General features: G+C 64.9%; 26 protein-coding genes and 2 tRNA genes. 21 read left to right on the top strand and 7 right to left on the bottom strand.

The annotated features are described in order from the left end of the window. Positions 1 to 8: 8 nt before the first annotated feature. Positions 9 to 1,427: an alanine/glycine:cation symporter family protein gene (locus CAFEL_RS09000; RefSeq protein ID WP_194559800.1), complete on the bottom strand. Its 1,419-nt coding sequence runs from the start codon at positions 1,425 to 1,427 to the stop codon at positions 9 to 11. 109 nt (positions 1,428 to 1,536) lie between these two features. Between CAFEL_RS09000 and pgm the strand changes: the two genes are divergently transcribed. The 5 genes from pgm to CAFEL_RS08975 all read left to right on the top strand — a co-directional run bounded on the left by pgm (position 1,537) and on the right by CAFEL_RS08975 (position 4,739). Then, on the top strand, positions 1,537 to 3,162 hold the full coding sequence (gene pgm, locus CAFEL_RS08995; protein WP_194559799.1) for a phosphoglucomutase (alpha-D-glucose-1,6-bisphosphate-dependent): 1,626 nt from the start codon (positions 1,537 to 1,539) through the stop codon (positions 3,160 to 3,162). Between the two features lie 18 nt (positions 3,163 to 3,180). Further along, on the top strand, positions 3,181 to 3,663 hold the full coding sequence (locus tag CAFEL_RS08990) for a MauE/DoxX family redox-associated membrane protein (protein ID WP_290171999.1): 483 nt from the start codon (positions 3,181 to 3,183) through the stop codon (positions 3,661 to 3,663). Positions 3,664 to 3,721: 58 nt separating this feature from the next. Then, a complete protein-coding gene (locus CAFEL_RS08985; protein WP_194559798.1) occupies positions 3,722 to 4,456 on the top strand; it encodes a thioredoxin domain-containing protein in 735 nt (244 codons plus the stop codon). 117 nt (positions 4,457 to 4,573) lie between these two features. Further along, positions 4,574 to 4,646: transfer RNA gene (locus tag CAFEL_RS08980), tRNA-Ala, on the top strand. A 20-nt stretch (positions 4,647 to 4,666) separates the two neighbouring features. Continuing rightward, positions 4,667 to 4,739: transfer RNA gene (locus CAFEL_RS08975), tRNA-Ala, on the top strand. A 103-nt stretch (positions 4,740 to 4,842) separates the two neighbouring features. Here CAFEL_RS08975 and CAFEL_RS08970 read toward each other — a convergent pair. After that, positions 4,843 to 5,922, bottom strand: a complete 1,080-nt coding sequence (locus CAFEL_RS08970; RefSeq protein ID WP_194559797.1) for a GNAT family N-acetyltransferase — start codon at positions 5,920 to 5,922, stop codon at positions 4,843 to 4,845. Between the two features lie 59 nt (positions 5,923 to 5,981). Here CAFEL_RS08970 and CAFEL_RS08965 point away from each other — a divergent pair, with 59 nt between their 5' ends. Beyond that, positions 5,982 to 6,578, top strand: coding sequence for a TetR/AcrR family transcriptional regulator (locus CAFEL_RS08965; RefSeq protein ID WP_353959467.1), 597 nt, complete (start codon positions 5,982 to 5,984; stop codon positions 6,576 to 6,578). Positions 6,579 to 6,684: 106 nt separating this feature from the next. Here the strand turns inward: CAFEL_RS08965 and CAFEL_RS08960 are convergent, their stop codons facing one another. Next, positions 6,685 to 7,386, bottom strand: a complete 702-nt coding sequence (locus tag CAFEL_RS08960; RefSeq protein WP_194559795.1) for a hypothetical protein — start codon at positions 7,384 to 7,386, stop codon at positions 6,685 to 6,687. Between the two features lie 49 nt (positions 7,387 to 7,435). On the opposite strand from CAFEL_RS08960, the gene CAFEL_RS08955 reads away from it, so the two are divergent. The 4 genes from CAFEL_RS08955 to CAFEL_RS08940 are packed head-to-tail and all read left to right on the top strand — an operon-like array spanning position 7,436 to position 9,496. Continuing rightward, the gene (locus tag CAFEL_RS08955; RefSeq protein WP_194559794.1) at positions 7,436 to 7,879 is read left to right on the top strand and encodes a methylated-DNA--[protein]-cysteine S-methyltransferase; all 444 of its coding nucleotides are present in this window, start codon (positions 7,436 to 7,438) and stop codon (positions 7,877 to 7,879) included. Then, complete coding sequence (locus tag CAFEL_RS08950; RefSeq protein ID WP_194559793.1) at positions 7,872 to 8,675, top strand: fructosamine kinase family protein; 804 nt, start codon at positions 7,872 to 7,874, stop codon at positions 8,673 to 8,675. Before CAFEL_RS08955 ends, CAFEL_RS08950 begins: the two co-directional genes overlap by 8 nt. A gap of 28 nt (positions 8,676 to 8,703) precedes the next feature. Beyond that, on the top strand, positions 8,704 to 9,090 hold the full coding sequence (locus CAFEL_RS08945) for a type II toxin-antitoxin system Phd/YefM family antitoxin (RefSeq protein WP_194559792.1): 387 nt from the start codon (positions 8,704 to 8,706) through the stop codon (positions 9,088 to 9,090). Continuing rightward, positions 9,083 to 9,496, top strand: coding sequence for a type II toxin-antitoxin system VapC family toxin (locus CAFEL_RS08940; protein ID WP_228496197.1), 414 nt, complete (start codon positions 9,083 to 9,085; stop codon positions 9,494 to 9,496). Before CAFEL_RS08945 ends, CAFEL_RS08940 begins: the two co-directional genes overlap by 8 nt. On the opposite strand, the gene nadE is transcribed toward CAFEL_RS08940, so the two are convergent. Next, the gene (gene nadE / locus CAFEL_RS08935; protein ID WP_194559790.1) at positions 9,493 to 10,317 is read right to left on the bottom strand and encodes an NAD(+) synthase; all 825 of its coding nucleotides are present in this window, start codon (positions 10,315 to 10,317) and stop codon (positions 9,493 to 9,495) included. The two genes, CAFEL_RS08940 and nadE, sit on opposite strands and share 4 nt — an antisense overlap. 114 nt (positions 10,318 to 10,431) lie before the next feature. Here nadE and ykgO point away from each other — a divergent pair, with 114 nt between their 5' ends. From ykgO to nrdE, 4 genes are all read left to right on the top strand, one after another. Then, positions 10,432 to 10,554 (top strand): type B 50S ribosomal protein L36, encoded by a 123-nt coding sequence (gene ykgO, locus CAFEL_RS08930; RefSeq protein ID WP_012732041.1) that lies wholly within the window; start codon positions 10,432 to 10,434, stop codon positions 10,552 to 10,554. A gap of 319 nt (positions 10,555 to 10,873) precedes the next feature. Continuing rightward, complete coding sequence (gene nrdH, locus CAFEL_RS08925) at positions 10,874 to 11,104, top strand: glutaredoxin-like protein NrdH (protein WP_034998070.1); 231 nt, start codon at positions 10,874 to 10,876, stop codon at positions 11,102 to 11,104. A gap of 178 nt (positions 11,105 to 11,282) precedes the next feature. Continuing rightward, entirely contained in the window at positions 11,283 to 11,804 is a 522-nt protein-coding gene (gene nrdI / locus CAFEL_RS08920; protein ID WP_194559789.1) for a class Ib ribonucleoside-diphosphate reductase assembly flavoprotein NrdI, read from the top strand. 10 nt (positions 11,805 to 11,814) lie between these two features. Then, positions 11,815 to 13,980, top strand: coding sequence for a class 1b ribonucleoside-diphosphate reductase subunit alpha (gene nrdE, locus CAFEL_RS08915; RefSeq protein WP_194559788.1), 2,166 nt, complete (start codon positions 11,815 to 11,817; stop codon positions 13,978 to 13,980). A 95-nt stretch (positions 13,981 to 14,075) separates the two neighbouring features. Here the strand turns inward: nrdE and CAFEL_RS08910 are convergent, their stop codons facing one another. Next, positions 14,076 to 14,789: a FadR/GntR family transcriptional regulator gene (locus CAFEL_RS08910; RefSeq protein ID WP_194559787.1), complete on the bottom strand. Its 714-nt coding sequence runs from the start codon at positions 14,787 to 14,789 to the stop codon at positions 14,076 to 14,078. Positions 14,790 to 14,940: 151 nt separating this feature from the next. On the opposite strand from CAFEL_RS08910, the gene nrdF reads away from it, so the two are divergent. The 3 genes from nrdF to CAFEL_RS08895 all read left to right on the top strand — a co-directional run bounded on the left by nrdF (position 14,941) and on the right by CAFEL_RS08895 (position 18,766). Then, on the top strand, positions 14,941 to 15,930 hold the full coding sequence (gene nrdF, locus CAFEL_RS08905; RefSeq protein ID WP_194559786.1) for a class 1b ribonucleoside-diphosphate reductase subunit beta: 990 nt from the start codon (positions 14,941 to 14,943) through the stop codon (positions 15,928 to 15,930). A 267-nt stretch (positions 15,931 to 16,197) separates the two neighbouring features. Further along, the gene (gene ctaD, locus CAFEL_RS08900) at positions 16,198 to 17,955 is read left to right on the top strand and encodes an aa3-type cytochrome oxidase subunit I (protein WP_194559785.1); all 1,758 of its coding nucleotides are present in this window, start codon (positions 16,198 to 16,200) and stop codon (positions 17,953 to 17,955) included. A 91-nt stretch (positions 17,956 to 18,046) separates the two neighbouring features. Beyond that, positions 18,047 to 18,766: a peptidyl-tRNA hydrolase gene (locus tag CAFEL_RS08895; RefSeq protein WP_228496196.1), complete on the top strand. Its 720-nt coding sequence runs from the start codon at positions 18,047 to 18,049 to the stop codon at positions 18,764 to 18,766. On the opposite strand, the gene CAFEL_RS08890 is transcribed toward CAFEL_RS08895, so the two are convergent. Continuing rightward, the gene (locus tag CAFEL_RS08890) at positions 18,756 to 20,720 is read right to left on the bottom strand and encodes an ATP-dependent DNA helicase (RefSeq protein ID WP_194559784.1); all 1,965 of its coding nucleotides are present in this window, start codon (positions 20,718 to 20,720) and stop codon (positions 18,756 to 18,758) included. The genes CAFEL_RS08895 and CAFEL_RS08890 overlap by 11 nt on opposite strands. 3 nt (positions 20,721 to 20,723) lie before the next feature. Beyond that, positions 20,724 to 22,070 (bottom strand): nicotinate phosphoribosyltransferase, encoded by a 1,347-nt coding sequence (locus CAFEL_RS08885; RefSeq protein ID WP_194559783.1) that lies wholly within the window; start codon positions 22,068 to 22,070, stop codon positions 20,724 to 20,726. Between the two features lie 91 nt (positions 22,071 to 22,161). Here CAFEL_RS08885 and clpS point away from each other — a divergent pair, with 91 nt between their 5' ends. From clpS to murI, 4 genes are all read left to right on the top strand, one after another. Continuing rightward, the gene (gene clpS / locus CAFEL_RS08880) at positions 22,162 to 22,461 is read left to right on the top strand and encodes an ATP-dependent Clp protease adapter ClpS (RefSeq protein ID WP_034999101.1); all 300 of its coding nucleotides are present in this window, start codon (positions 22,162 to 22,164) and stop codon (positions 22,459 to 22,461) included. Between the two features lie 9 nt (positions 22,462 to 22,470). Further along, on the top strand, positions 22,471 to 23,010 hold the full coding sequence (locus CAFEL_RS08875) for a DUF2017 domain-containing protein (RefSeq protein WP_194559782.1): 540 nt from the start codon (positions 22,471 to 22,473) through the stop codon (positions 23,008 to 23,010). A 281-nt stretch (positions 23,011 to 23,291) separates the two neighbouring features. Beyond that, a complete protein-coding gene (locus CAFEL_RS08870) occupies positions 23,292 to 24,125 on the top strand; it encodes a rhomboid family intramembrane serine protease (protein WP_194559781.1) in 834 nt (277 codons plus the stop codon). A gap of 10 nt (positions 24,126 to 24,135) precedes the next feature. Continuing rightward, positions 24,136 to 24,969 (top strand): glutamate racemase, encoded by an 834-nt coding sequence (murI, locus tag CAFEL_RS08865; protein WP_394354788.1) that lies wholly within the window; start codon positions 24,136 to 24,138, stop codon positions 24,967 to 24,969. Positions 24,970 to 24,977 lie beyond the last annotated feature (8 nt).

Here is a 24,977-nt window from a genome sequence, read left to right as displayed (position 1 = left end):
CTGGGATTCTATCGCCAGTCCATCTGCTGGCGTTCCACGAACTCCGCGACCTCCTCCGGGGTCTTCTTCAGGTACGGGTCCCAGGCGAGGTACTCGCGGGTCTCGCGCACCACGATGCCGGACAAAAGCAGCAGGCCGATCAGGTTCGGGATGGCCATCAGCCCGTTGGACAGGTCGGAGAACGTCCACGCCAGCTCCAGCGACGCCACCGCGCCGACAAACGACAGCGCAGTGAAGAACATGCGGTAGGGGATAGACGCCCAGTCGCCGAACAGCGCCACGATGGCGCGCTCGCCGTAGTAGGACCAGCCCAGGATCGTGGAAAACGCGAAGAAGATCAGTGCGACGGAGACGATCAGGCTGCCCCACTCGCCGGGCAGGGCGGTCTCGAACGCGGTGGCGGTCATGATCGCGGCCTGGTCGCGGCCCATGTCCCAGGTGCCGGCGGTGACGATGACCAGGCCGGTGATGGTGACGACGAGGATGGTGTCGATGAACGTTTGCGTCATGGACACCAGCGCCTGGCGCGCCGGGTGCTGCGTCTTCGCGGCTGCGGCGGCGATTGCGGCGGAGCCCATGCCGGACTCGTTGGAGAAGATGCCGCGGGCCACGCCGAACTGGATGGCCAGCATGATGCCGGAGCCGACGAAACCGCCGGTGGCTGCTGTGCCGGTGAACGCGTCGGTGAAGATGGTGGTGATAGCCGCCGGCACCCGGTCCGCCATGAGCGCCAGCGCGGTGATGCCGCCGCCGACGTAGATGACGATCATCAGCGGCACGAACGCCGCGGTGATCTTGCCGATGCCCTCGATGCCGCCGAGCACGGCCGCGCCGACGGCGAAGAAGATGATCACGCCGGCGACGTTCGCGCTGATGCCGAAGGCGTCGTGCATGCCCGCGGCAATGGAGTTGCCCTGGGCGAGGTTGCCGATGCCGAAGGAGGCGAAGATGGTGAACAGAGTAAACGCCGCTGCGAGGAATTTGCCGAAGCGGCCACCGACACCGGTTCTTAAATACTCGTGCGGCCCGCCCTGCTGCTTGCCCTTCTTGTCGGTGGTGCGGAAACGCACGCCCAGGTAGGCCTCGGAGTACTTCGAGGCCATGCCCACGATGCCGGTGAGCCAGATCCAGAACAGCGCGCCGGGCCCGCCGATGGAGATCGCGGTGGCCACGCCGACGATGTTGCCGGTGCCCACCGTGGCGGCCAGGGCGGTGGTCAGGGCCTGGTAGTTGGAGATGTCGCCGGCGCCTTCTTCGGCCTTGTCCACGAACGCGTGGCGGGTGGCGCGGCCGAGCGTGCGGAACTGGATGCCGCGCAGGCGGATGGTCAAAAACAGGCCGGTGCCCAGCAGCAGGGGGATGAGCAAGAACGGTCCCCAGACGAAGGTGGAGATAGCACTGAGGATGTCGTTCAAGTTGTCAGCCATGAACGGTAGTAAAACATACAGTGCGGTGAATAATATATAGGTGGCGGGAAATACATTCACGGGCGATGATGGTGGGAAGGACTCTGCCTGAGACACAAGGAGCATTCCCATGGCACACCAACGCGCCGGACAGCCCGCCCGCGACGAAGACCTCATCGACATCGCCGAGGTGGTCACCGCCTACTACACCCGCGATATCGACCCGGAAAACCCGGACCAGCAGGTCGCCTTCGGCACCTCCGGCCACCGCGGCTCGTCCCTGGACAACGCGTTCAACGAGGCGCACATCCTGGCCACCACGCAGGCGATCGTGGACTACCGCCGCGGCGAGGGCATCGACGGGCCGGTCTACATCGGCCGCGACACCCACGCCCTGTCCGAGCCGGCGATGGTCTCCGCGCTCGAGGTGCTCATCGCCAACGGGGTGCAAGTGCTTGTCGACGCCTCCGGTCGCTACACGCCCACCCCGGCCGTCTCCCACGCCATCCTGACCCACACCGGCGGCAAGGCCGACGGCATCGTGGTCACCCCGTCCCACAACCCGCCTCGCGACGGCGGTTTCAAGTACAACCCGCCCACCGGCGGCCCGGCGCCGGCAGAAGCGACGGACTGGATTGCCAAGCGCGCCAACGAGTACATCGCCGCAGGCCTCGACGGTGTGAAGCGCACCCCTGTCACGGGCGTGCTGGACGAGCGCGCCGGGAAGTTCGACTACCTCGACCACTATGTTTCCGACCTGGGCAACGTGGTGGACATGGACGCGATCAAGGCATCTGGCCTGCACATCGGCGCTGACCCGATGGGCGGTGCGTCCGTGGACTACTGGGGCGCGATCGGCGAGCGCTACGGGCTGAACCTCGAGGTGGTCAACCCGCACGTGGACGCCACCTGGCGGTTTATGACGCTGGACACCGACGGCAAGATCCGCATGGACTGCTCCAGCCCGAACTCCATGGCCTCGCTGGTGCACAACCGGGACAAGTTCGACCTGGCCACCGGCAACGACGCGGATGCGGACCGCCACGGCATTGTCACCCCGGACGCCGGGTTGATGAACCCGAACCACTACCTGGCCGTGGCCATCGAGTATCTGTTTAGCCACCGCGACGGCTGGGCGGACGGCACCGCGGTGGGCAAGACCTTGGTCTCGTCCTCCATGATCGATCGCGTGGTCGCATCTCTCGGCCGCGAGCTGGTGGAGGTGCCTGTCGGCTTCAAGTGGTTCGTGCCGGGGCTCATCGACGGCACGATCGGCTTCGGCGGGGAAGAATCTGCCGGCGCGTCGTTCTTGCGCAAGGACGGCACCGTCTGGTCCACCGACAAGGACGGGTTGATCATGGACCTGCTCGCAGCGGAAATCACCGCCGTGACGGGCAAGACCCCGTCCGCGCGCTACGCGGAGTTGGAGGCGCAGTACGGCGCCCCGGCCTACGCGCGTATCGACGCCCCGGCCGGCCGCGAGGAAAAGGCCAAGCTGAAGGCGCTATCGGCTGACCAGGTCGGGGCGGATGCGTTGGCGGGCGAAGCTATCGTCGCAAAGCTGACTGAAGCTCCCGGCAACGGCGCCGCCATCGGCGGGTTGAAGGTGACCACCGAAAACGCGTGGTTCGCCGCGCGCCCGTCCGGCACCGAGGACAAGTACAAGATCTACGCCGAGTCCTTCAAGGGCGACGAGCATTTGAAGCAGGTGCAGGAGGAAGCTCAGGCGCTCGTTTCTGAGGTTTTGGACGGCTAATGGAGTAACGTACGACCTGTGAGCACAACAACAACCCCCGCGCCCGAGCGCAACACAAAAGCGCTGGTGCTGGACGTACTTTCCGCGTTGGCGCGCTTCTTCATGGCGTACGTGTGGCTGGACGCCGGCATCGCGAAACTCGGCGTCCCCCTCGACGTGACCAAAACCATCGAGGCATACGAGATCTTCACCCCCGACTGGTCCTACCTGCTGGCGCACATCATCGGCCCGCTCGAAGTGGCCGGCGGCCTGCTTTTGCTGCTGGGCATCAAGCTGCGCTGGTCCGGCAAGGTGTCCATCATCGTGCTGACGCTGTTCATCATCGGCCTGCTGTCCGCCTGGCAGCGCGGGCTGGTCATCGACTGCGGCTGCTTCGACCCGTCTGGGGCCGGCGAAGGCGAGAGCAACCTGCTCGTCACCGTGGCGCGCGACCTGGGCTACATCGCCATCACCGGGTTTATGATGTGGCGCCCGTTTAAGAAGTTCGCTATCTACCCCTAAACTTGTGCGGGTAGACAGTACCCGTCATGCCGTACGGCACGCACAACAGGAGATAACTGTGACCACACGTAAAGTGGAAAACCCGAATAAGAAGGGCAACACCGCCTTCATCTGGGCGGTCCTCGCCGTCCTGGCTATTGCCCTCGTGGTGATCGGCCTGATCGTCTTCAACGGCCGCGAAAACCGCAGCGCCGCCATCCAGGAAGAGATGATCGACGTCGAGGGCATCAACGTTGCCTGGGACGGGGAGGAAAACACCATCCACCTCACCGGCGACAATGCCGACGCGAAGACTGCCGAGCTGTTCGAAGACTTCTCCTGCACCCACTGTGCGGACCTGCACATCGCCACCGACGAGGCGATGCTGGAGAAGCTCAAGGCTGGCGAGATCAACGTCGACCTGCGCCCGATGACCGCCCTGGATCAAGGCCAGGAGGGCCACTCCACCAAGGCGCTCGCTGCCGAGCTGGCACTGATCGCCAACGGTGACCTGGCCCAGGCGTTCACCGTCCGCGACTACCTGTTCCAGAACCAGCAGTCCGCATTCAACAAGTACGACAACGACGGTTTCGCCGACCTGGCCAAGGACTACGAGGCATCCGACGCTGCCATCCAGGACATCCGCGACGGCAAGTACATCGAGGCCGCCAAGCGCATGGGCTCCGAGAACATGAAGTACCAGGAGGACGAGACCGGCGACGCATGGACCCCGCGCGTCCTGGTCGACGGCAAGGACATCGAGGACATCGAGGGCAAGCGCGATAACTGGCCGGAGACCCTGGCTGGCATGTAAGCCTTTCGGCTGGCGTTTTCACCGTCTCACTCCGGCCCCGGGGTGGGGCGGTTTCGCTTTCCCGCTGGGGATTTGGAGGCCCGCGCGCCCGGCTGTATATTTACGTGAGTTATCCAAGGGGCTATGGCGCAGTTGGTAGCGCACCACACTGGCAGTGTGGGGGTCACGGGTTCGAATCCCGTTAGCTCCACTCCACAACTACATATTCATGGGGCTATGGCGCAGTTGGTAGCGCACCACACTGGCAGTGTGGGGGTCACGGGTTCGAATCCCGTTAGCTCCACGTAAGATGAGAAAATCGAAACTTGCCCCGCCCGATGGCGGGGCAAGTTTTGTTTCTGCGGTGACGTGGGCCGTACAAGGGAGCATGAGAGTCAGACTCCCGATCATTGGCGCATGCGCTCGGAGGCAAGTCGCGCGAAGATGAGGGTGTCGGTCCATTCGCCCTTGCTGAACCAGTCCTGGACGTGATGTGCTTCGAGCCGGAGCCCGACACGACGGGCGAGTGCTGCCGAGGCGCTGTTTCGGGCATCCATCTGCGCGGTGACGCGGTGGAGCTTGTAGTGGTCAAACCCGAGGGCGAGTACTGCTCGGACGGCTTCGCTGGCGAAACCTTGCCCCCCGTGCGCCGGGTTGAGAACCCACCCGATCTCACCTTGTCGGTGCTCGTGATCGGTGAGCCACAACGCGACGTCTCCGATCGGGACGCCGTCATGCTCGATGACCAGCGCAAGCGCGCCAGTCTCGCCATCGATGTCAGTCTTCGCTAGGCGTTCGGTGAGCTTGTCGTGGGTGACTTCCGCGGTCCATGGCTCGTCCAGCAGGTAGCGGGCAACGTCGGGTTGCGAGTACAGCTCGTGAAGCCATTCGGCATCGTCGGCGTTATGTGGACGGAGTCGAAGCCGCTCCGTCGCCAACGGCCACTGGGCGGTGGGCTTGAGATCGCGCCGGTAATGGAATAGTTCCTCGCACTGTCCTGCGGGCGTGGTCCCGACGGCTCGCTCGACCTCACGGAACCCTGCGTTCGTCAAGCACCGCTGGGAGGCCTTGTTCTCCGGGAGCGTGCGTGCTGTCAAGGTTCGCAGTCCACTGTTGCGTGCGAAGCGCGATGCCAACTCCAGGCCCCGACGAGCGTGCCCTGCTCCCCGCGCATCCGGATGAATCCAGAACCCGACCTCGGCAGCCTCGGAGCTGACGTCGAAGAGCACCAAGGAGCCCACAAACCGGTCCGTCTCAGCATCGACAAGTGCGAGGACTGCCAGCGTGCCGGACGACAGGCCCTCAGCAACCTCGTCACGGATCATCCGTCGCACGGACTCTGGGGTGTAGTCGGACTCGGGTAGGTGGCCGAAGCGCCGCACAGCTTCATCCTTGGTGCCGGCTGCATACGCGTCTGCGTCCAGCTCAGAGAGGGGGCGTAGGCGAGTGTTCTCAAGGGTGATCGGGAGGGTAGTGGCATCCAGCATGCGCTAAACCTAACATAGAATGGATAGCTAACTGAGGCGTGTTTGGTTAGGTTGGTGGGGTGAGCTACTGGGAACACCGCAAACCTGTACGACGCCTCCGCGCAGTGGACATCGGGGAGGTTGCGAGGGCATCGGTGAGGCTGCTGGACGAAGGCGGGTTGAGGGCCCTCACCCTGCGATCTGTGGCGCAACAGGTGGGTGTCGCTCCAGCCAGCCTGTACTCCCGTGTCGAATCCGTCGACGATCTGTTTGACCTCGCTCTCGACACAGCGCTTGCAGACGATCCCGTGATGTCCGCGTCGATCCGCAACGCCGATCTGCCTGACCTGATGCACGCCTTCTTCACGCACCTCACGACCCACCGGTGGGCCGGTCAGGTCATCGGTATGCGCGCTCCTAGGGGCCCGGCGTACCTGGCCCTTTCCGAGCGGATGTGCGTCCTGCTCGAACAAGCGGGTACCCCGGATCCGCTGGGAACTGCCTACCGTTTGTCCAACCTGGTGATTGGTGCCTCGCTGACCGCACCCATGGCATCTGACGAGAAGCGCGTCGCCATTGACCCTGACCAAGCTCCTACCTATGCGCGGCTCCACGCGACGCACCACATAAGCCCACGCGAGATTCTCTCCGACGGCATCACCGCACTCCTGTCGTGAGGGGACCTTTTGATTCTGGGCTGCCCTGCGTTGCTTATGGCCACGGGCTGATCCCGACGATGCCGGCTGTTCGGCCGGGCAGTTTTTGCGTTGCGGGGCGACGGCGCTACTGAGCGGCCTGGCGCATGCCTTCGAAGTATGCGTTGCCGTCAGCGCCGGTGTAGCAGGCGTGTGAATCCACGGGCCACACGTCGCGCGCTTGCTCGCACGTGAACAGGCTCCCGTAGGGGCCGAGGGTGGCCCACTCCATGGCCGGCGGGCCAGATTGCGCCGGCGTGGGTTGCTGGGGTGCCTGCTGCTGCGGCGCGGGTTCCGGTGCTTGCTGCTGTTGTTGGTTCGCGGCCTCGCGTTCGGCGGCTTCGCGCTCCGCTGCCTCGTGTTCTGCTGCCTTTCGCTCGGCCGCTTCGCGTTCGGCGGCTTCGCGTTCTGCAGCCTCGCGCTCGGCCGCTTCACGTGCGGCCGCTTTGCGTTCTGCTTCCGCGGATTTCGACGCTGCTGCGGCGGAGGAGGACGCGGCCACCGCGGAGGACGAGGAGGCGGCGGCCTCCTTCTCCTCGGCTTCCTTGTCCAACCGCTTGAGTGCGGCGTCGAGCTCCTCGCGGTCGATGATGCCGTCGCCGTCCGCGTCGTCGGACGCATCGAGCTTGTGGCTGAGCTGGCGCATGTCGGATTCGCACCCGTCGTCGCCGTCGCACACTGCGGAGGCGATGGCGGGGCTGGTGCCAGCGATGATGTCGGATGAGCTGCCGCAGGCTGCCAAGGCAAGGACCGCCGCGCAGGCCAGGGCGGTTGTGAGTTTCCGGTGCATGGCTAGGAGTGTAGCGCGATCTCATTGGCCGGGAGCTACTCTGAACTGCATGTTTGCGTCACCGATCGGACCGTTGCGCCTCGTCGCCAGTGAGCGCGGCGTGACCCGCGTGTGCTTCGAGGGGGAGCAGCTGCCTATCGACGAACCTTCGGACCACTCCGTAGCCACCCAGCAGCTGTCCGAGTACTTCGCCCGCACACGCCGGAAGTTCACCGTGCCGCTGGACCTACAGAACGTGACTGATTTCCGCGCTGCGGTGCTTCGCGAGCTGGCGAAAGTCCCGTACGGGGAGACCACCTCCTACGCGGAGCTCGCCCGCGCGGTGGGCAACCCCAAGGCGGTGCGCGCCGTGGGCAGCACGTGCGCCACCAACCCGCTGCCGCTGTTCATCCCGTGCCACCGGGTGCTGCGCAGCGACGGCCATCTTGGCGGTTACCGTGGCGGGACAGAGGCAAAACGTTTCTTACTGCGATTGGAGGGCATCGATGTCTGACACGTTTGTGAAGCACGGCAGCGCGCCGGGGGCCGCAGCCGCGGAGGCGGCGTACCTGCGCTGGCTGCGCGAGGGTTCCACCGCGGTGGTGGAGGTGCTGGAGCTGGACGAGGACGCGAACACGCTGACCATCGAGAAGGTGGATCCCGTTCGCCCGACCGTGGACGCCGCCCGCCAGGCCGGCCGTGAGCTGGCCGCAATCCACGCCATGGGGGCGGCCGCGTTCGGGGCGCCCGCGGACGGGTGGGACGGACCCAACTTCATCGGCACCCGCCAGCAGGCGTGCGAGCCAACTGAGCGCTGGGCCGAGTTCTACGTGGAGCAGCGAGTGCTGCCTTTTGCGGAAAAGGCGCTTCGGGCAGGCAATGTGGGGGACGGCGGGATTGACGTCGTCAAGCAAGCATGCGATGCGCTGCTCGAAGAAGACGAGGATGCCCCGCTGGCCCGCATCCACGGCGACCTGTGGGCGGGCAACCTGCTGTTCGGGTCGGAGGGGCCGCGGTTCATCGACCCGGCGGCGCACGGCGGGCACCCGCTGACCGACGTCGCGATGCTCGAGCTGTTCGGCGCGCCTCACCTCAGCGCCATCGTGGATGGGTATGTGGACGCCGGGGGCGAATTGGGCCGCGACTGGCAGCGGCGCATCGCGGTGCACCAGCTGCACCCGCTGGCGGTGCACGCGTGGACGCACGGCCCGTCCTACGGCTCCGCGCTCGTGCGCGCGGCGGAGGAGACCCTGCGCGTGGTGGGGGTAGGGGTTGACCGGGGTTTGAAGGCCCGCTACGCTGCGTTGTAATACATGTAATACAACAGGTAGGTGTCGCATGGGTGTTGAGGAACGGCTGCAAGAGCTGCTGGCTGAGCAGGCGGGTAGTACCGCCGTGTCAATGCGGGAGCTGAACCAAAAGACGCGTGCGGTGATCGACCGTGTGGTGAAGGAGGGGATTGCATTGACGGTGACGGATAGGGGACGGCCGATTGCGGAAATTCATCCGGTGAGCCAGAAAACAGGCTTGGACCGGCTTGAGGAACTGGGGCTCCTGGAGCAGAGGGGGAAACCGTTCGAAGTGGACTGGGAGCCCATCCAGCTCGACTTCACTCTGGAGGAATGGCTTGGGGAGGAGCGCGGTGAGGACCGCCTGGAGCGGGTGATAGCGGACCTCCGCACCCTGGAGTGCTCTCACATAGACGAGGGGAGGGGAGATGAATAGGGGGAGGTCCGTTGTATACGTCGACTCGTCCGTGCTCATTGCGTCGATTGGCAATGAGTCGTACGGCGCGTGGGCGAGAGAGGTCTTAGCGGGGCAAGAGGCCGTGAGTTCGGCCATTGCCAAAGTGGAACTAGCACGTTTTGTTCACCGGGTGGGGCAGTTGGGTGACTCTCTTCGCACGGTGATGTCGGCAGTCTCGTTCGCGAAAGTGGACGATCAGACAATCGCAGCCGCAACAGCGGTCAGTGGTGAAGTAAAAGCACTCGACGCCTTGCATGTGGGGACGTGGGCGCACCTGCAGGCTGTGGGAACGGACTGTCGGTTCATCACCTTGGATCGCAAGCAGGCAGCGGCAGCCTCGCGGGCAGGGGCGACGGTGCTGCACCCCTTCGGGGACCTGCCCTAGCGCCACCAGGTGTCGTTCGGGCCCGGCGGCAGGTGGCGCTTGTGCTGGCCGATGCGCCACAGGTGCTCGAGGCGCTCGGCGGCCTCTTGCGGGATCTGTTTGCCCTCCAGGTAGTCGTCGATGTGGGCGTAGGTGACGCCGAGCGCCTCTTCGTCGGGAAGCGCGGGGCGGTCTTCTTCCAGGTCCGCGGTGGGCACCTTCTCCCACAGGCGGGGCTCGGCGTCGAGGTGGTCTAGTAGCGCCGCGCCCTGGCGTTTGTTCAACCCGGCCAGCGGGATAAGGTCTGCGGCGCCGTCGCCGTGTTTGGTGAAAAACCCGGTGATGTTCTCCGCCGCATGGTCCGAGCCCACCACCAGCAATCCGCGCTCGCCGGCGATGGCGTACTGGGCGATCATGCGCATGCGCGCCTTGACGTTGCCCTTGTTGAAGTCGCCGAGGCGGTCCGCTCCCAACGCGCCCGCCACAGCACCCGCCATCGCGGTGGTGGCTGGCTCGATGTCCACCGTGACCGTCTCGTCGGGCTGGATGAACTGCAGCGCCAGCTGCGCGTCGTCCTCGTCGGCCTGCACGCCGTGGGGCAGCCGCACCGCCACAAACGCCGCTTCCTGGCCGTCCGCGCGGCGCTTCTCCACCGCCAGTTGCGCCAGGCGCCCGGCGAGCGTGGAGTCCTGCCCGCCGGAAATGCCGAGTACGTACCCCTTCGCGCCGGTGGTGTCTAGGTAGTCCACCAGGAACTGCACGCGCCGGGTGATCTCGGTTGCTGGGTCGATGGTCGGTGCCACGCCGAGGGTGGCGATGATCTCTGACTGCATGGCGCTCATGGTAGGAGGTTTTGATTCAGCGCGTCCGGTGTGTAACATTTACCCCCGTGTTGCGACTCGGCAGCTTGCCGATGGTCGCTAATTGCAGGTAATCCGAGCAGAAAGGAGCGCCCGATGAAGGTCCGCAAGTCGCTTCGGTCGCTGAAGAACAAGCCGGGCGCTCAGGTTGTGCGCCGCCACGGCAAGGTTTTTGTGATCAACAAGAAGGATCCCCGCTTCAAGGCTCGCCAGGGCTAAGCGCGAATCCTGCCCCGTCACCAGTTGGTGGCGGGGCTTTTTGCTTTTCTACGAAACCTCCGGCCGGAAACTAATTTCGGCCAAATTACACGCGTGGGAGCCCAAAGCTGTCCATGTTCTAACTACATGTAGGTGATTTGCCGCCCCTATCCTGGGAATACCACCCGTGTAACTACTACATGTAGTAGCAGTTGCCGAAGTTTCCCCCAAGGTATAGTGTCTCTTGGTGTTGCCCCGGGGGAGCCGGGGAATTGAGAAAAAGCGTCGAAATCCAGTCGAATCCCGGTCGAAGACCCGCACAGAAAGAGCCTGAAGAACTATGTCGATCACCGTTTACAGCAAGCCGGCCTGCATGCAGTGCAAGGCAACCGAGAAGGCCCTGACCAAGGCCGGCCTTGAGTTCACCACGGTTGACATCTCCATGGACGACGAGGCCCGCGACTACGTCATGGCCCTCGGCTACGTGCAGGCCCCGGTCGTTGAGGCCAACGGCGAGCACTGGTCCGGCTTCCGCCCGGACCGCATCAAGGGCCTCGCCGCCGCTGCGTAACTGCCCGGCCCCGCCGCCCGCGCCCGTCCACCCCGCGGATCCAGCTAGTAAGACCCAGCTAACCGTCCCAAAAAGGCGAATAGCTGGAACCCAGTAGCTGGATTTGGTTCTGGGAGGGGGCGGGAAACGGCGCGGGCGCCACACAACAGAAAACTCAACACGAAGAAAGGCGGCTGCCATGCTGGTGGTCTACTTCTCTTCCGCGACGGAGAACACGAAGCGGTTTGTGGAGAAGCTCGGCCTCCCGTCCCAGCGCATCCCGCTGCGCAGGAACGACCCGGAACTCAACGTCGACGAGCCGTACGTGCTCATCTGCCCCACATACGGTGGCGGGGTGAGCGTCACCGGCGGCAACTCGCGGCCGGTGCCGGGGCAGGTGATCCGCTTCCTCAACAACGAAGGCAACCGGAGCCTGATCCGGGGTGTCATCGCCGCCGGCAATTCCAACTTCGGGGCAGATTACTGTCTTGCCGGGAAGGTTATCGCCGACAAGTGTAAGGTCCCATACTTGTACCGGTTCGAGCTCATGGGCTCGGCCGAGGACGTTGCGCACGTGCGCCGCCAACTGGTCCAAAATGCTGGAAGGTTGGGGCTGCGTGGGGGACCGGAGGTCGTCGATAGGCAAGATGCCCCGGACGAATCCGAGCGGCTTGCAAAACTGCGCGAAAAATACGCCGGTAAATATTCAAGAACACGATGAAGGACGAGATGTGACTACCCAGACTGTCGGTAAGAATGTCCCGGAGCCGGTCAATGAAAGCGACCAGCTGGATTACCACGCGCTGAACGCGCTTCTGAACCTCTACGACGACAACGGCCAGATCCAGTTTGACAAGGACCGCGAGGCCGCGAACCAGTTCTTCCTCCAGCACGTCAACCAGAACACCGTCTACTTCCACGACCTGGAAGAAAAGATCGACTACCTAGTCACCAACAAGTACTACGAGCCGGACACCATTGAGAAGTACGACTGGAACTTCATTAAGGACACGTTCAAGCGCGCGTACTCCTACAAGTTCCGCTTCAAGTCCTTCCTCGGCGCGTACAAGTACTACACCTCCTACACGCTGAAGACCTTCGACGGGCGCCGCTACCTCGAGCGCTTCGAGGACCGCGTGGCCATGACCTCCCTCTTCCTCGCCGACGGCAACGAGGATCTCGCGTTCGCGCTTGTGGACGAGATCATGACCGGCCGCTTCCAGCCCGCCACCCCGACGTTCTTGAACGCAGGCAAGGCGCAGCGCGGCGAGTTGGTGTCCTGCTTCCTGCTGCGCATCGAAGACAACATGGAGTCCATCGGCCGTGCCATCAACTCGTCGCTGCAGCTGTCCAAGCGCGGCGGCGGCGTGGCTCTGCTTTTGAGCAACATCCGCGAGTCCGGCGCGCCGATCAAGCACATCGAGAACCAGTCCTCCGGCGTCATCCCCGTGATGAAGCTTCTGGAAGACGCGTTCTCCTACGCCAACCAGCTCGGTGCACGCCAGGGCGCAGGTGCGGTGTACCTCAACGCCCACCACCCCGACATCATGCGCTTTTTGGACACCAAGCGCGAGAACGCGGACGAGAAGATCCGCATCAAGACCCTCTCGCTCGGCGTGGTCATCCCGGACATCACTTTTGAGCTGGCCAAGCGCAACGACGACATGTACTTGTTCTCCCCGTACGACGTCGAGCGCGTCTACGGCGTGCCGTTCGCGGACATCTCCGTGACCGAAAAATACGAGGAGATGGTGGAAGATCCGCGCATCCGCAAGTCGAAGATCTCTGCGCGCGCGTTCTTCCAGACCATCGCCGAGATCCAGTTCGAGTCCGGCTACCCGTACATCATGTTCGAGGACACGGCGAACCGCGCGAACCCGGTGAAGACCGGCCGCATCAACATGTCCAACCTGTGCTCGGAGATCCTGCAGGTCAACTCCCCGTCATTGCTGAACGAGGACCTGACCTATGCCGAGACCGGCCACGACATCTCCTGCAACCTGGGCTCGCTGAACATCGCGATGGCGATGGACTCCGACGACTTCGCCAAAACCGTCGAGACCTCCATCCGCGCGCTGACCGCAGTGGCGGACAAGACCTCCATCGACTCCGTGCCGCCGGTGCGCGACGGCAACGACGCCTCCCACGCCATCGGCCTGGGCCAGATGAACCTGCACGGCTACCTCGGCCGCGAGCACATCGAATACGGCTCCGAGGAAGGCCTGGACTTCACCAATGCCTACTTCGCTGCCGTGATGTACCAGTGCCTGCGGGCCTCCCACAAGATCGCCGTGGAGAAGGGCACCGCGTTCGCGGACTTTGCCAAGTCCGAGTACGCCACAGGCGAGTTCTTCGACCGCTACAACCCGGAGGACTTCCAGCCCACAACCGATAAGGTCAAGGAGCTGTTTGCCAACTCCAACATCGCCGTGCCGACGGCGCAGGAGTGGGCGCAGCTGAAGGAAGATATCGCCCGCGACGGCATTTACAACCGCTACCTGCAGGCTGTGCCGCCGACCGGCTCGATTTCCTACATCAACAACTCCACGTCCTCGATCCACCCGATCGCCTCCAAGATTGAGATCCGCAAGGAAGGCAAGATCGGCCGCGTCTACTACCCGGCGCCGCACATGGACAACGAGAACATCGAGTACTTCAAGGACGCCTACGAGATCGGCTACGAGAAGATCATCGACACCTACGCGGTGGCCACGAAGTACGTCGACCAGGGCCTGTCGCTGACCCTGTTCTTCAAGGACACGGTGACCACCCGCGACATCAACCGCGCACAGATCTACGCGTGGAAGAAGGGTGTGAAGACCTTGTACTACATCCGCCTGCGCCAAATGGCGCTGGAAGGCACCGAGATCGAGGGCTGCGTCTCCTGCATGCTCTAGGGGCGCGTGCTTCTCGACGAGAAAACCGCTGATGTGCTAGTTCCGTTTTTGGCCAACTAGCAGATCAGCAACATGGCGGGGCTCACCGGGGCGAGCTACATCTCCATGAAATCGTTGACGCCGCGGAGGAGACGCCGAGAAGCATCCTCTGCAGCATCCGCATTGCCGGAAGCAATGGCTTGTGCCAGATCCACGTGGATCTGCATGGTGTCCACGTGCGGGTCGTCCGGCATGATGCCGTATAGCGAGCGGCCGGACATGATGTCCATGATCGGTGGGGTAAGCGCCACAAACATCTCGTTGCCCGACGCCTCAAGCATGAGCGCGTGGAACTCCAGGTCCGCCTCCTGGAATGCGTCCGAGTTGCCGGCATCCTGACCAGCCAGCTCCACAATCTGGTCTGCTAGCTCGCACAGGCGGCGCGCCTGCTCCTTCGTGGCGTTGACGGCGGCGAGGCGGGCGGCGGTGGGCTCGATGGCGTCGCGCAGCTCGCGCAACGACGCCAACTGTGCCGGGCGCTGCTCCTCAGTGCGCAGGCGCCAGGAGATAATCGCGTGGTCGAACACGTTCCACTCGCTTTGCGGCAGAACCTTCAGCCCCACGCGCCGGGACGAAGACACCAGCCCCAGCTGCTCGAGCGCGCGCATCGCCTCGCGGGCGACGGTGCGGGAGATGCCGAAGCGCTCCGACAGGTCGTGGAGAGTGAACGTGTGCCCCTCGGGCTGGCTGCCGGACACGATTTCCTCGCCGAGCGTGTCCAGGATCGACGAAAGCAGTGGCTGAGAGGACCGATGACCGCTTGTAGCCACGGCGCGACCTCCTTTAAGAGATGATGTTTGCGACAATATGCGAGTAGTTTATGTCATGCATCCATCCTGTAACGGCATCGCGTGAAGGCGATTTCCCTGCGGAGCGCGGGACGTAACTCTGGGCGCTTGACACCGAAGTAGGATGGTCGCCATGACTGACGATTACGCGCGTTACCTCGAGTCCCACGAAAAGCCCGTGAAGGCTATTAACTGGAATAGCGTCCCGGACGACAAGGACCTTGAAGTGTGGGATCGCCTGACCGGCAACTTCTGGCTCCCGGAAAAGATCCCGGTGTCCAACGACATCCCGAGCTGGAACACCCTCAACGAAGAGGAAAAGCAAGCCACCATGCGCGTGTTCACCGGCCTGACGCTGCTGGACACCATCCAGGGCACCGTCGGCGCGGTCTCGCTGCTGCCGGACGCGAATTCGCTGCACGAGGAGGCGGTGCTGACCAACATCGCCTTCATGGAGTCGGTGCACGCGAAGTCTTACTCCAACATCTTCATGACCCTTGCGGACACTCCCGCAATTAACGACGCGTTCCGCTGGTCCGAGGAAAACGAGTACCTCCAGCGCAAGGCGAAAATCATCCTGAGCTACTACGAGGGCGACGACCCGCTCAAGCGCAAGATTGCGTCTGTGATGCTGGAGTCCTTCCTGTTCTACTCCGGCTTCTACCTGCCGCTGAACTGGTCGGTGCACTCCAAGCTGACCAACACCGCCGACATCATCCGCCTGATCATCCGCGACGAGGCGGTGCACGGCTACTACATCGGCTACAAGTACCAGGTGGCGCTGCGAGGCGAGTCCGAGGAGCGCAAGGAGGAGCTGAAGGACTACGCATTCGAGCTGCTCTACGACCTTTACGAGAACGAGAACCAGTACACCGAGGACATCTACGATGCGCTCGGCTGGACCGAGGACGTGAAGCGCTTCCTGCGGTACAACGCCAACAAGGCGCTGAACAACCTCGGCTATGAGGGCCTGTTCCCGGTGGACGAGACGAAGGTGTCGCCGGCAATTTTGGCGTCGTTGTCGCCGAACGCGGACGAGAACCACGACTTCTTCTCGGGTTCCGGCTCCTCCTACGTCATTGGGCGAGCGGAGGATACCCAGGACGACGACTGGGATTTTTAGGCACAAGCTTTACGACGCGCCTTCGGTGGCCCCCGGTTCGCGCCCGCGAGCCGGGGGCTTTTCATGCCTGCCCTGCAGTTCCCATGCGCCTCACCAGTAACAGCCTGGGCTGGCTTGGCCGGGTGCTGACCCCGCTCGGGGGCAGCATTGCCGGAGGCTGGAAAAACAGTGTGCAGAACGTTATGCTGATCCGGTATCACTCGTGGCATCTGGGCCTAATCCGGCGTCGGTCGGGGTAGGTGCAGGCGCCGTAGTCAGGAGGATCAGATGACCGCTGTGGCACCGCGGCTGGATAATTACGTCCCGCCGACACGCCCCGAGCCGACGGGCAACGCTCGCAAGGGCTCGAAGATTTACAAGCAACTCACCACGACTGACCACAAAGAACTGGGCATCATGTACATCATCATGTCCTTCGTCTGGTTCTTCGTGGCCGGCCTGATGGCACTGCTTATCCGCGCCGAGCTGTTCAGCCCGGGCCTGCAGTTCCTGTCCAACGAGCAGTTCAACCAGCTGTTCACCATGCACGGCACTGTCATGCTGCTGGCGTTCGGTACCCCGATCGTCTGGGGCTTTGCTAACTACGTGCTGCCGCTGCAGATCGGCGCGCCGGACGTGGCCTTCCCGCGTCTGAACGCGTTCGGCTTCTGGGTCACCAGCGTCGGCGTTATCGCCATGCTTCTCGGCTTTGTCACCCCGGGTGGCGCTGCCGACTTCGGTTGGACCATGTACATGCCGCTGGCTGACGCTGTGCACACCCCGTCCGTCTCCGCCAACCTCTGGGTTGTCGGCGTGGGCGCCACCGGTGTGGGCACCATCGCCTCCGCGGTGAACATGCTCACCACCGTGCTGACGATGCGTGCGCCGGGCATGACCATGTTCCGTCTGCCGGCGTTCACCTGGACCGTCTTCGTCACCTCCATCATCGCCCTGATGATTTTCCCGCTGCTGACTGCTGCGGCGATGGGCGTGCTCTATGACCGTCTGCTTGGCGGCCACATCTACGACACCGCCAACGGCGGCACGATCCTGTGGCAGCACCTGTTCTGGTTCTTCGGCCACCCCGAGGTGTACGTCCTGGCGCTGCCGTTCTTCGGCGTGATCTCCGAGATCGTCCCGGTGTTCTCCCGCAAGCCGGTCTTCGGCTACATCGGCCTGATCTTCGCAACGCTGGCGATTGCTGGTCTGTCCATGGCTGTGTGGGCGCACCACATGTTCGCCACCGGCGCGATTCTGCTGCCGTTCTTCTCGTTCATGACCTTCCTCATTTCCGTGCCGACCGGCGTGAAGTTCTTCAACTGGTTGGGCACGATGTGGAACGGCCACCTCACGTTCGAGACCCCGATGCTGTGGGCCGTCGGCTTCCTGTTCACCTTCCTGTTCGGTGGTTTGACCGGCATCATGCTGGCTTCCCCGCCGCTGGACTTCCACCTGCACGACTCCTACTTCGTGGTTGCGCACTTCCACTACACCCTGTTCGGCACCGTGGTGTTCGCTTCCACTGCTGGCGTGTACTTCTGGTTCCCGAAGATGACCGGCCGCATGCTGGACGAGAAGCTGGGCAAGATCCACTTCTGGTTCACCGTCGTCGGCTTCAACATGACCTTCCTGGTCCAGCACTGGCTGGGCAACATGGGTATGCCGCGCCGCTACGCCGACTACCTGGACACCGACGGTTTCACGCTGCTGAACCAGGTCTCCACGGTTGGCGCGTTCATCCTGGGCATCGGCATGCTGCCGTTCATCTGGAACGTGTTCAAGTCCTGGCGCTACGGCGAGATCGTCACCGTCGACGATCCGTGGGGCTACGGCAACTCGCTCGAGTGGGCAACCACCTGCCCGCCGCCGCGCCACAACTTCACCGCCCTGCCGCGTATCCGCTCCGAGCGCCCGGCGTTCGAGCTGCACTACCCGCACATGGTGGAGACCCTGCGCCGCGAGGCTCACACCGGTCACCGCGACTCGGGCAAGGGCGGCAACCACGAATTGGCCGCCGCCGAGGGTAACGCTCGCGCTACTAGCTAGTATTCTCGTCTCGGCCTCCTGAACGAACCCCCGCTTCGGCGGGGGTTTTCGTCGTTTCAGCCAGCCGGAATTGCGGAGTACCCTGACCCCGATGACTGAGCAGATGACCGCCGCCGCCCACCAGCTCCTGCAGGACCGAGTCTCCAGCGACTACAAAGCAAGCAGCGAGGACGCGCGAGACCCGCAAACCGTCCAAGCGATGCAGCTGGCCATCAACCTGCCCAAGCAGGACCCGCCGAGCCGCAACCAGGTGCTTGCAGACGCCGCCCGCGCCGCCGTGGCGGTGTGCCTGGACCCGCGCGCGGGAGAGGACGGGTTTTGGCGCGAGGCCCTGGACGCGTGGTACTCCCACCGCATCCGCAAGGTGGCCCGCCGCGCCCGCAACAAGGCCTGGGACGATGTGCAGGCGCTGCCCGGGGTCACCGTCGGCAACGTGCGCGCGTTTGCCCCTTCGGCGGTCTCTGAGGTGCCGCACGCGATTGCGAAGCTGCAGATCAAGGGCACGGAGATCGAGCCGGGGGAGGAGCTGCCGTTCGATTCGAAGGCGCCGCTTATCGCGCTCGACGCGTCGTTGCAGATGTCTGCGGGCAAGGCCGCGGCGCAGGCCGGCCACGCGTCGATGCTGCTCGCGGCCGCACGTGAGACGGCCTGGGTGCAGCAGTGGGCCGAGGCTGGCTTCCCGCTGAACGTGCGCGAGCTTCCCCGCGAGGAGTTCGCGGAGCTCGCCGCGCGCCCCGAGGCGGTGGCGGTGCGCGACGCCGGGTTCACCGAGGTCGCGGCCGGCTCCACCACAGCGATCGCTATCGCTTAGCCACGAGCCTGCGCAGCGCCCCGCGCACAGTTTCCGCGTCCGTGGTGTCCCAGAACGCCGGGAGGCTGCGCCGGATGAACGAGCCGTAGCGCTTTGTCACCAACCGGTTGTCTAGCACGGCGACGACCCCGCGGTCGTCGACAGACCGCAAGAGCCTGCCCGCGCCCTGCGCCATGAGCAGGGAAGCGTGCGTGGCAGAGACCTCCATGAAGCCGGAGCGGCCCGCGGCATCCGCCGCGTTGGAGCGCGCCTGCAGCAGGGGATCGTCGGGGCGGGGGAACGGGATGCGGTCGATGATCACCAGCGAACACGCGCTGCCCGGCACGTCCACGCCCTGCCAGAGGGTGAGGGTGCCAAACAAGCAGGAGTTCTCGTTTTTGGCGAACGTGTCCACCAGCGTGCCGGTGGAGTCCTCGCCCTGCAGCAGGATGTCGAAGGGCAGGCGCGAGCGCATGGCTTCGGCGGCCTGCTCGGCCGCGCGGCGGGAAGAAAACAGCCCGAGGGTGCGCCCGCCGGCGGCGGTGATCAGCTCCGCGATCTCGTCCAACGTCTCGGCAGACAGCCCGTCGCGGCCCGGCGTGGGCAGGTGGCGCGCGGTGTAGAGGATGCCGGACTTGCGCGGATCGAACGGCGTGCCGGCGTCAAGCGAGTCCCAGGAGCCCTGCGGCAGGCCCCAGGAAGCGGCCATGGCGTTGAAGTTGCCGCCCACGGTCAAGGTGGCTGATGTGAGCACCACCGTCTTCTCGCCGAAGAGCCTCTCGTGCAGCAGGCCTGCCACGGACAGGGGCGCGACGGAGACGGAATCGCCGTAGCGCTCCGAGCGGGTCAGCCACACCACGTCCGAGTGCTTCGCGGGGTCCGGCTCGTCGAAGACCTCCAGGATGCGCACCACCGCGTCGTGCAGGTCCTCGAGGTGGTTGCGCAGGTTGGCGCGTTCCGCGAACTTCTCGGGGTCGTTCTCGTACTCGCCGGGTGGGGCATCCGAGATGGCGGTGCGGGTCTTCCACAGTGCGTCGCGAAGCGCGGCGAAGGCGCCCCGGGCCGGCTCCGAGATGACCTCCCAGCGTCCCGGGGCTTCCAAGTCGATGGCTGCGGTGAAGTCGTCGATGACGTTCTCCAACGTGTCCCGCTCCGCTCCCAGCTTGCCGGCGCGGCGGGCGGCCATCGCCAGGGCGCGCGCGGAGATCTCGTTAGTGGCCACGGAGGTGATGCGGCCGTCGAGCTCGTGGGCCTCGTCGATGATCACGGCGTCGTGCTCGGGCAGCACGGCTACGTCCGCGAGCGCGTCGATAGCCAACAGCGCGTGGTTGGTCACCACGATGTCCACGTCCTTGGTGCGCTCGCGGGCGAGCTCCGCGAAGCACTCCTCGCCGTGCGGGCAGCGGGTCGCGCCCAGGCACTCGTTGGAGGTCACGGACACCTGCCGCCACGCCATGTCCGGCACGCCGGGGACCAGATCGTCGCGGTCGCCCGTCTCGGTGTCCTGCGCCCATTCGGCCACGCGCTTGACGTGCTTGCCCAGCCAGGACAGGTCCTCTTCGTCGATGAGGGAATCCGAAGGCGCGCTATCCAGCATCAATTTGTGCTTGCACAGGTAGTTGTTGCGGCCCTTCTGAATGGCGAAGGTGGGGCGCTCGGGCAGCAGCGGCTCAAGCGCGTCTGCGAGCCGGGGCAAATCCCTATCGACGAGCTGCCGCTGCAGCGCGATCGTCGCCGTGGAGACGACCACGGTGGTGCCGTGCGCCTGGGCGTGCCGGATGGCGGGGACGAGGTAGGCCAGGGACTTGCCGGTGCCCGTGCCCGCCTGCACAGCCAGGTGGCGCTCGGAGTCGAGTGCGTTGGTCACCGCCTCAGCCATCTTCACCTGGCCGGGGCGGCGCGAGCCGCCGAGAGCCTCCACCGCGGCGGCGAGCAGGTCGGTGGTGGAATGGGTGAGTGGTTCGTCTGCAGCCACGGCCTACTCGGTGGGTTCCGGGAAACCGACGAACTTCGTCGGGATGGCCACCTCGCCGCGCGACAGGGCCAGGCCCTCCCACGGCAGCGTCTCGCGGGCCGCCGCGTGCAGCTCGCGGATCTCCTCGATACCGGGCTGGCCGTCCACGATTTCGCCGTCGCGGATCAGCGGCACCGTCATCTCGCGGTACTCCAGGTTCGGCTTGCGCGGCACGTCCACACCGAGCGGGTGGATAACCTCGCCGACGGCCACGCCGGAGGAGCGGTACGCGCGCAGGGCGGTCTTGCCGCCGCCGTAGGTGACTTTGCCGGAGGAGCGCTTGGCCACGGGGTGGCCGTCCACCTCCACCAGCTTGTACACCAGGCCTGCGGTGGGCGCGCCGGAGCCGGTGACCACGGAGGTGCCCACGCCGAAGCCGTCCACTGGGTCGCCGCGCAGGCCGGCAATGGCGAACTCGTCCAGGTCGGACGAGACGATGATGCGGGTGTTGAACGCCCCGGCCTCGTCCAGCTGCTTGCGCACCCGCCTAGAGACGATGCCCAGGTCGCCGGAGTCGATGCGCACCGCACCCAGTTCGGTGCCGCCGACCTCGAGCGCGTTTTCCACGCCTTTGGTGATGTCGTAGGTGTCCACCAGCAGCGTGGTGTCCACGCCGAGGGTGTCGATCTGGCCCTTGAACGCGGCCTTCTCGTCCGGGTTGCCGTCCTCGTCCACGTGCAACAGCGTCCAGGAGTGGGCGGAGGTGCCGGAGACGGGGATGCCGTAGCGCAGGGAGGCCTCCATGTTGGAGGTGGCGTTGAAACCGGCGATGTAGGTGGCGCGCGCCGCGGAGACGGCCGCCTGCTCGTTGGTGCGGCGCGAGCCCATCTCAATAATCGGGCGCCCGTCCGCCGCCGAAACCATGCGCGAGGCCGCCGAGGCCACCGCGGAATCGGCGTTGAGGATGGACAACAGGACCGTCTCCAAGATCACGCACTCCGCGAACGTGCCGCGCACCGTCATAATCGGCGAGTACGGGAAGTACAGCTCGCCCTCGCGGTAGCCGTCGACCTGCCCGGAGAACTTGTAGTTGGCCAGGTACTCGCGCGCCTCGGGGGAGAGGAAGTCGGCCGAATCCAGCTGGTCCTGCGTGAAGCGGAACTTGGTGATCGCGTCGAGCACCCGCTCGGTGCCGGCGACCACGCCGTAGCGGCGCTCGTTGGGCAAGCGGCGGCCGAAGACCTCGAAGATGCAGTCGCGCTGGGCGGTGCCGTCCTTTATCGCCGCGTCGAGCATGGTCAGCTCGTACATGTCCGTGAAAAACGCGGTGGAGCCCTGCGTGCCGGTGGAGTGCGTAGGAGTGTCGTTCATGGTGAGCCAGCGTACCCTGCTGGTACGAGAAGGTAAGGTGGTGCACATGTTTTCCTCAGCCGATTTTCCTGCGGCCAGCCGTGCGCAGCGCATGGGTTCGCCGCTGGCAACCCCGGAGTTGGACGAGGCCCTTGACGTAGACGTGGCCACGAGCGAGAACTTGCCGTGGCTGTGCATCGTGTGGGACGACCCAGTCAACCTGATGAGCTACGTCACCTACGTGTTCCAGACCGTGCTGGGGTATGACCGCAAGCGCGCCACCGAGCTGATGATGCAGGTCCACACCGAGGGCAAAGCCGTGGTGTCCTCGGGCGAGAAGGACAAGGTGGAAACCGACGTGAAGAAGCTGCACACCGCGGGCCTATGGGCCACGATGCAGCAGGCAGGGTAGGGGAGATTCATGCAGCCGTGGCGTAAGAAGAAGGGCCTGATGCGCTCGACGCCGAAGTACACCACCGTCTTCGACCCGATGGAGCGCGAGGTCATCGGCGACCTCACCGCCACCGTGTCCGAGGCGCTGATCGCGCGCGCCCAGTCCGCGCCGAAGGACGAGTTCGCGGAGATGCTCGGCGTCGCTACCGGGCATACCGAGGCGCCCGAGGACCCGCGCCTGGCGCGCCTGCTGCCGGACTTTGAGCGCGAGGGCGACGAGGAGTTCGACGGCGACAACGGCCTGCTTCGCAGCCTGCATGAAAACGACATCATCAAGGCCAAGCTGGTCAACCTGCAGGTGATCAACGCCGCGCTCGGCCCCACCGGCGGCGTGGAGGTGACCATCGAGGAGGACGAGGCCCACCAGTTCATCGCCGCGCTCAACGACATGCGCCTGTACGCCTCCGCGGACGACTCCGGCAGCGAGGCCGCGCGCGAGGACCGCCAGCGCCTGATCGACTGGTTGGCCTACTGCCAGGACTCTCTCCTCGAAGCCCTCATGGGCTAACTGGTTCGCCCGCAGCTTTTCGACGCCCTCCGGTAGACCACGGCAGCAAACCCTTCCTCGAATCCGCGCTGCGGACTCCACTGCGGACGCCACTGCAAACCCCTCCGCAGGCTCCTTTCACAAACCCCTCCCACAAACCCTGAGCATGGGACCCAGAGCATGGCCCAAAACAGGGCATGCTCTGGGTCCCATGCTCAGGGTTTGACGCAAAGAGAGGCGCAGCACCGCAGCCCAACCACCGCCGAGCCCGGATCCGGCGAACCCGCTAGACTCCAACCACGATGAACGAACACAACCACACCCCCGAGGGCTGGGGCTACGGCCAGACCGGGCAGCCGGGTTACGGAAAGCCGTTCCAGCGACCGTTCTCGCACCCGGAGCGGCAGCAGCCGGCGTTTAGCGAGCCCGCCCAGCCGTACAACCCGTACGCGACCCCGCAGCAGCAGGGCCAGTACGGCCAGCCCCAATACAATCAACCCCGCGGAACCAAACGGGTGTCGAAACGAAAGGCGCAGCGCCAAACGGGCCTGAAGCTCGCCGGCGGCTTCCTTGCCACGATCTGGATTGTTTTCATCCTGGAGCTGGTGTTCCCGTGGTTGCAGGCGTTTGGCATCCACCCGCTGGACGTGTCCTCTCTGGCGTTCATCTTCACCTCGCCGCTGTTGCACGCGAACCTGGAGCACATCATCTCTAACTCGATCCCCGGCGCAATTTTCGCGTTCCTGGTGGGGTATTCGGGCAAGCGAGTGTTCTGGGAGGTCACCACGTTTGTGGTGATCATCGGCGGCCTTGGCACCTGGCTGCTGGGTGGTGTGGGCACGAACCACATTGGCGCGTCCGGTCTGGTGTACGGCTGGTTGGCGTATCTGATCATCCGTGGCTTTTTCAACCGCTCCATCGGCCAGATCATCACCGGCCTTGTCCTCGGCTTCTTCTACTCCGGCCTGATCTTCGGGCTGCTGCCGGGCACTGAGGGTGTGAGCTGGCAGGCGCACCTGTTCGGCGCGATCGGCGGGTTTGTCGCCGGCATGGTGATCACCTCCGACGACCCGCCGGAGCTGGTGGCGAAGCGCGAGGCCAAAGCGCGTTCAGTGCAGCCTCCTGGGCAGCGATAGGATTTCCGGCGTGGATACTTTCGACGGCAGCCAAAATCCCATCCCCAACTCCGCCCCAATCGGGCTGTTTGATTCCGGTGTCGGCGGCCTGACCGTCGCTCGTGCGGTGATGGACCAGCTGCCGGGCGAATCCCTGATTTATATCGGCGACACCGCCCACGGCCCCTACGGCCCGCAGTCGATCGCGGACGTGCGCGCGCATTCGCAGCGCATCGCCGACGAGCTGGTGGAGCGCGGCTGCAAGATGCTGGTCATCGCCTGCAACACCGCCACCGCGGCCTTCCTCCACGACGCCCGCGAGCGCTACGACATCCCGGTCATCGAGGTGATCCAGCCGGCCGTGCGCCGAGCGATCGCCACCACCCGCAACAGGAAAATCGGCGTGATCGGCACCGAGGGCACGGTGAAGTCCGGCGCGTACCAGGACCTGTTTTCCATCCATCCGGGCTTGGAGGTCACCGCCCAGGCCTGTCCGGAGTTCGTGCCGTTTGTGGAGCAGGGCAAAACCTCCGGCAGGGAGGTCCTCGAGGTCGCCCGCGGCTACGTGGCACCACTGCGCGAAGCGGGCGTGGACACGCTCGTGCTCGGCTGCACCCACTACCCGCTGCTGTCGGGCGTGATCCAGCTGGCCATCGGCGATGAGGTCGCGCTCGTCTCATCGGCCGAGGAGACCTCAAAGGATGTGCTCCGGGTACTCACTGAGCAAAACATGCTTCACGACGGCACGTCCGCCCCCACCCGCACCTTCGAATCCACCGGCGACCCCGACACCTTCGACGCGCTCGCCCGCCGCTTCCTGGCACCTCCGGTGCACGCTGTCGGCCGTGATTTAAGGATTCACTAGGAAAATGT

The sequence above is a fragment of the Corynebacterium afermentans subsp. lipophilum genome (assembly GCF_030408375.1).
GTDB lineage: Bacteria > Actinomycetota > Actinomycetes > Mycobacteriales > Mycobacteriaceae > Corynebacterium > Corynebacterium lipophilum.
This window is presented reverse-complemented; position numbering and strand designations above follow the sequence as displayed.

What these genes read in the sequence shown, in the direction of transcription:
- CAFEL_RS08960 (WP_194559795.1), bottom strand. Translation starts at nt 7,386, where the DNA reads ATGCACCGGAAACTCACAACCGCCCTGGCCTGCGCGGCGGTCCTTGCC.
- nrdI (WP_194559789.1), top strand. Translation starts at nt 11,283, where the DNA reads ATGCTGGTGGTCTACTTCTCTTCCGCGACGGAGAACACGAAGCGGTTT.
- CAFEL_RS08940 (WP_228496197.1), top strand. Translation starts at nt 9,083, where the DNA reads ATGAATAGGGGGAGGTCCGTTGTATACGTCGACTCGTCCGTGCTCATT.
- CAFEL_RS08875 (WP_194559782.1), top strand. Translation starts at nt 22,471, where the DNA reads ATGCAGCCGTGGCGTAAGAAGAAGGGCCTGATGCGCTCGACGCCGAAG.
- CAFEL_RS08885 (WP_194559783.1), bottom strand. Translation starts at nt 22,070, where the DNA reads ATGAACGACACTCCTACGCACTCCACCGGCACGCAGGGCTCCACCGCG.
- CAFEL_RS09000 (WP_194559800.1), bottom strand. Translation starts at nt 1,427, where the DNA reads ATGGCTGACAACTTGAACGACATCCTCAGTGCTATCTCCACCTTCGTC.
- clpS (WP_034999101.1), top strand. Translation starts at nt 22,162, where the DNA reads ATGGGTTCGCCGCTGGCAACCCCGGAGTTGGACGAGGCCCTTGACGTA.
- CAFEL_RS08945 (WP_194559792.1), top strand. Translation starts at nt 8,704, where the DNA reads ATGGGTGTTGAGGAACGGCTGCAAGAGCTGCTGGCTGAGCAGGCGGGT.
- ykgO (WP_012732041.1), top strand. Translation starts at nt 10,432, where the DNA reads ATGAAGGTCCGCAAGTCGCTTCGGTCGCTGAAGAACAAGCCGGGCGCT.
- CAFEL_RS08870 (WP_194559781.1), top strand. Translation starts at nt 23,292, where the DNA reads ATGAACGAACACAACCACACCCCCGAGGGCTGGGGCTACGGCCAGACC.
- nrdF (WP_194559786.1), top strand. Translation starts at nt 14,941, where the DNA reads ATGACTGACGATTACGCGCGTTACCTCGAGTCCCACGAAAAGCCCGTG.
- ctaD (WP_194559785.1), top strand. Translation starts at nt 16,198, where the DNA reads ATGACCGCTGTGGCACCGCGGCTGGATAATTACGTCCCGCCGACACGC.
- nadE (WP_194559790.1), bottom strand. Translation starts at nt 10,317, where the DNA reads ATGAGCGCCATGCAGTCAGAGATCATCGCCACCCTCGGCGTGGCACCG.
- CAFEL_RS08895 (WP_228496196.1), top strand. Translation starts at nt 18,047, where the DNA reads ATGACTGAGCAGATGACCGCCGCCGCCCACCAGCTCCTGCAGGACCGA.
- CAFEL_RS08970 (WP_194559797.1), bottom strand. Translation starts at nt 5,922, where the DNA reads ATGCTGGATGCCACTACCCTCCCGATCACCCTTGAGAACACTCGCCTA.
- CAFEL_RS08950 (WP_194559793.1), top strand. Translation starts at nt 7,872, where the DNA reads ATGTCTGACACGTTTGTGAAGCACGGCAGCGCGCCGGGGGCCGCAGCC.
- pgm (WP_194559799.1), top strand. Translation starts at nt 1,537, where the DNA reads ATGGCACACCAACGCGCCGGACAGCCCGCCCGCGACGAAGACCTCATC.
- CAFEL_RS08955 (WP_194559794.1), top strand. Translation starts at nt 7,436, where the DNA reads ATGTTTGCGTCACCGATCGGACCGTTGCGCCTCGTCGCCAGTGAGCGC.
- nrdH (WP_034998070.1), top strand. Translation starts at nt 10,874, where the DNA reads ATGTCGATCACCGTTTACAGCAAGCCGGCCTGCATGCAGTGCAAGGCA.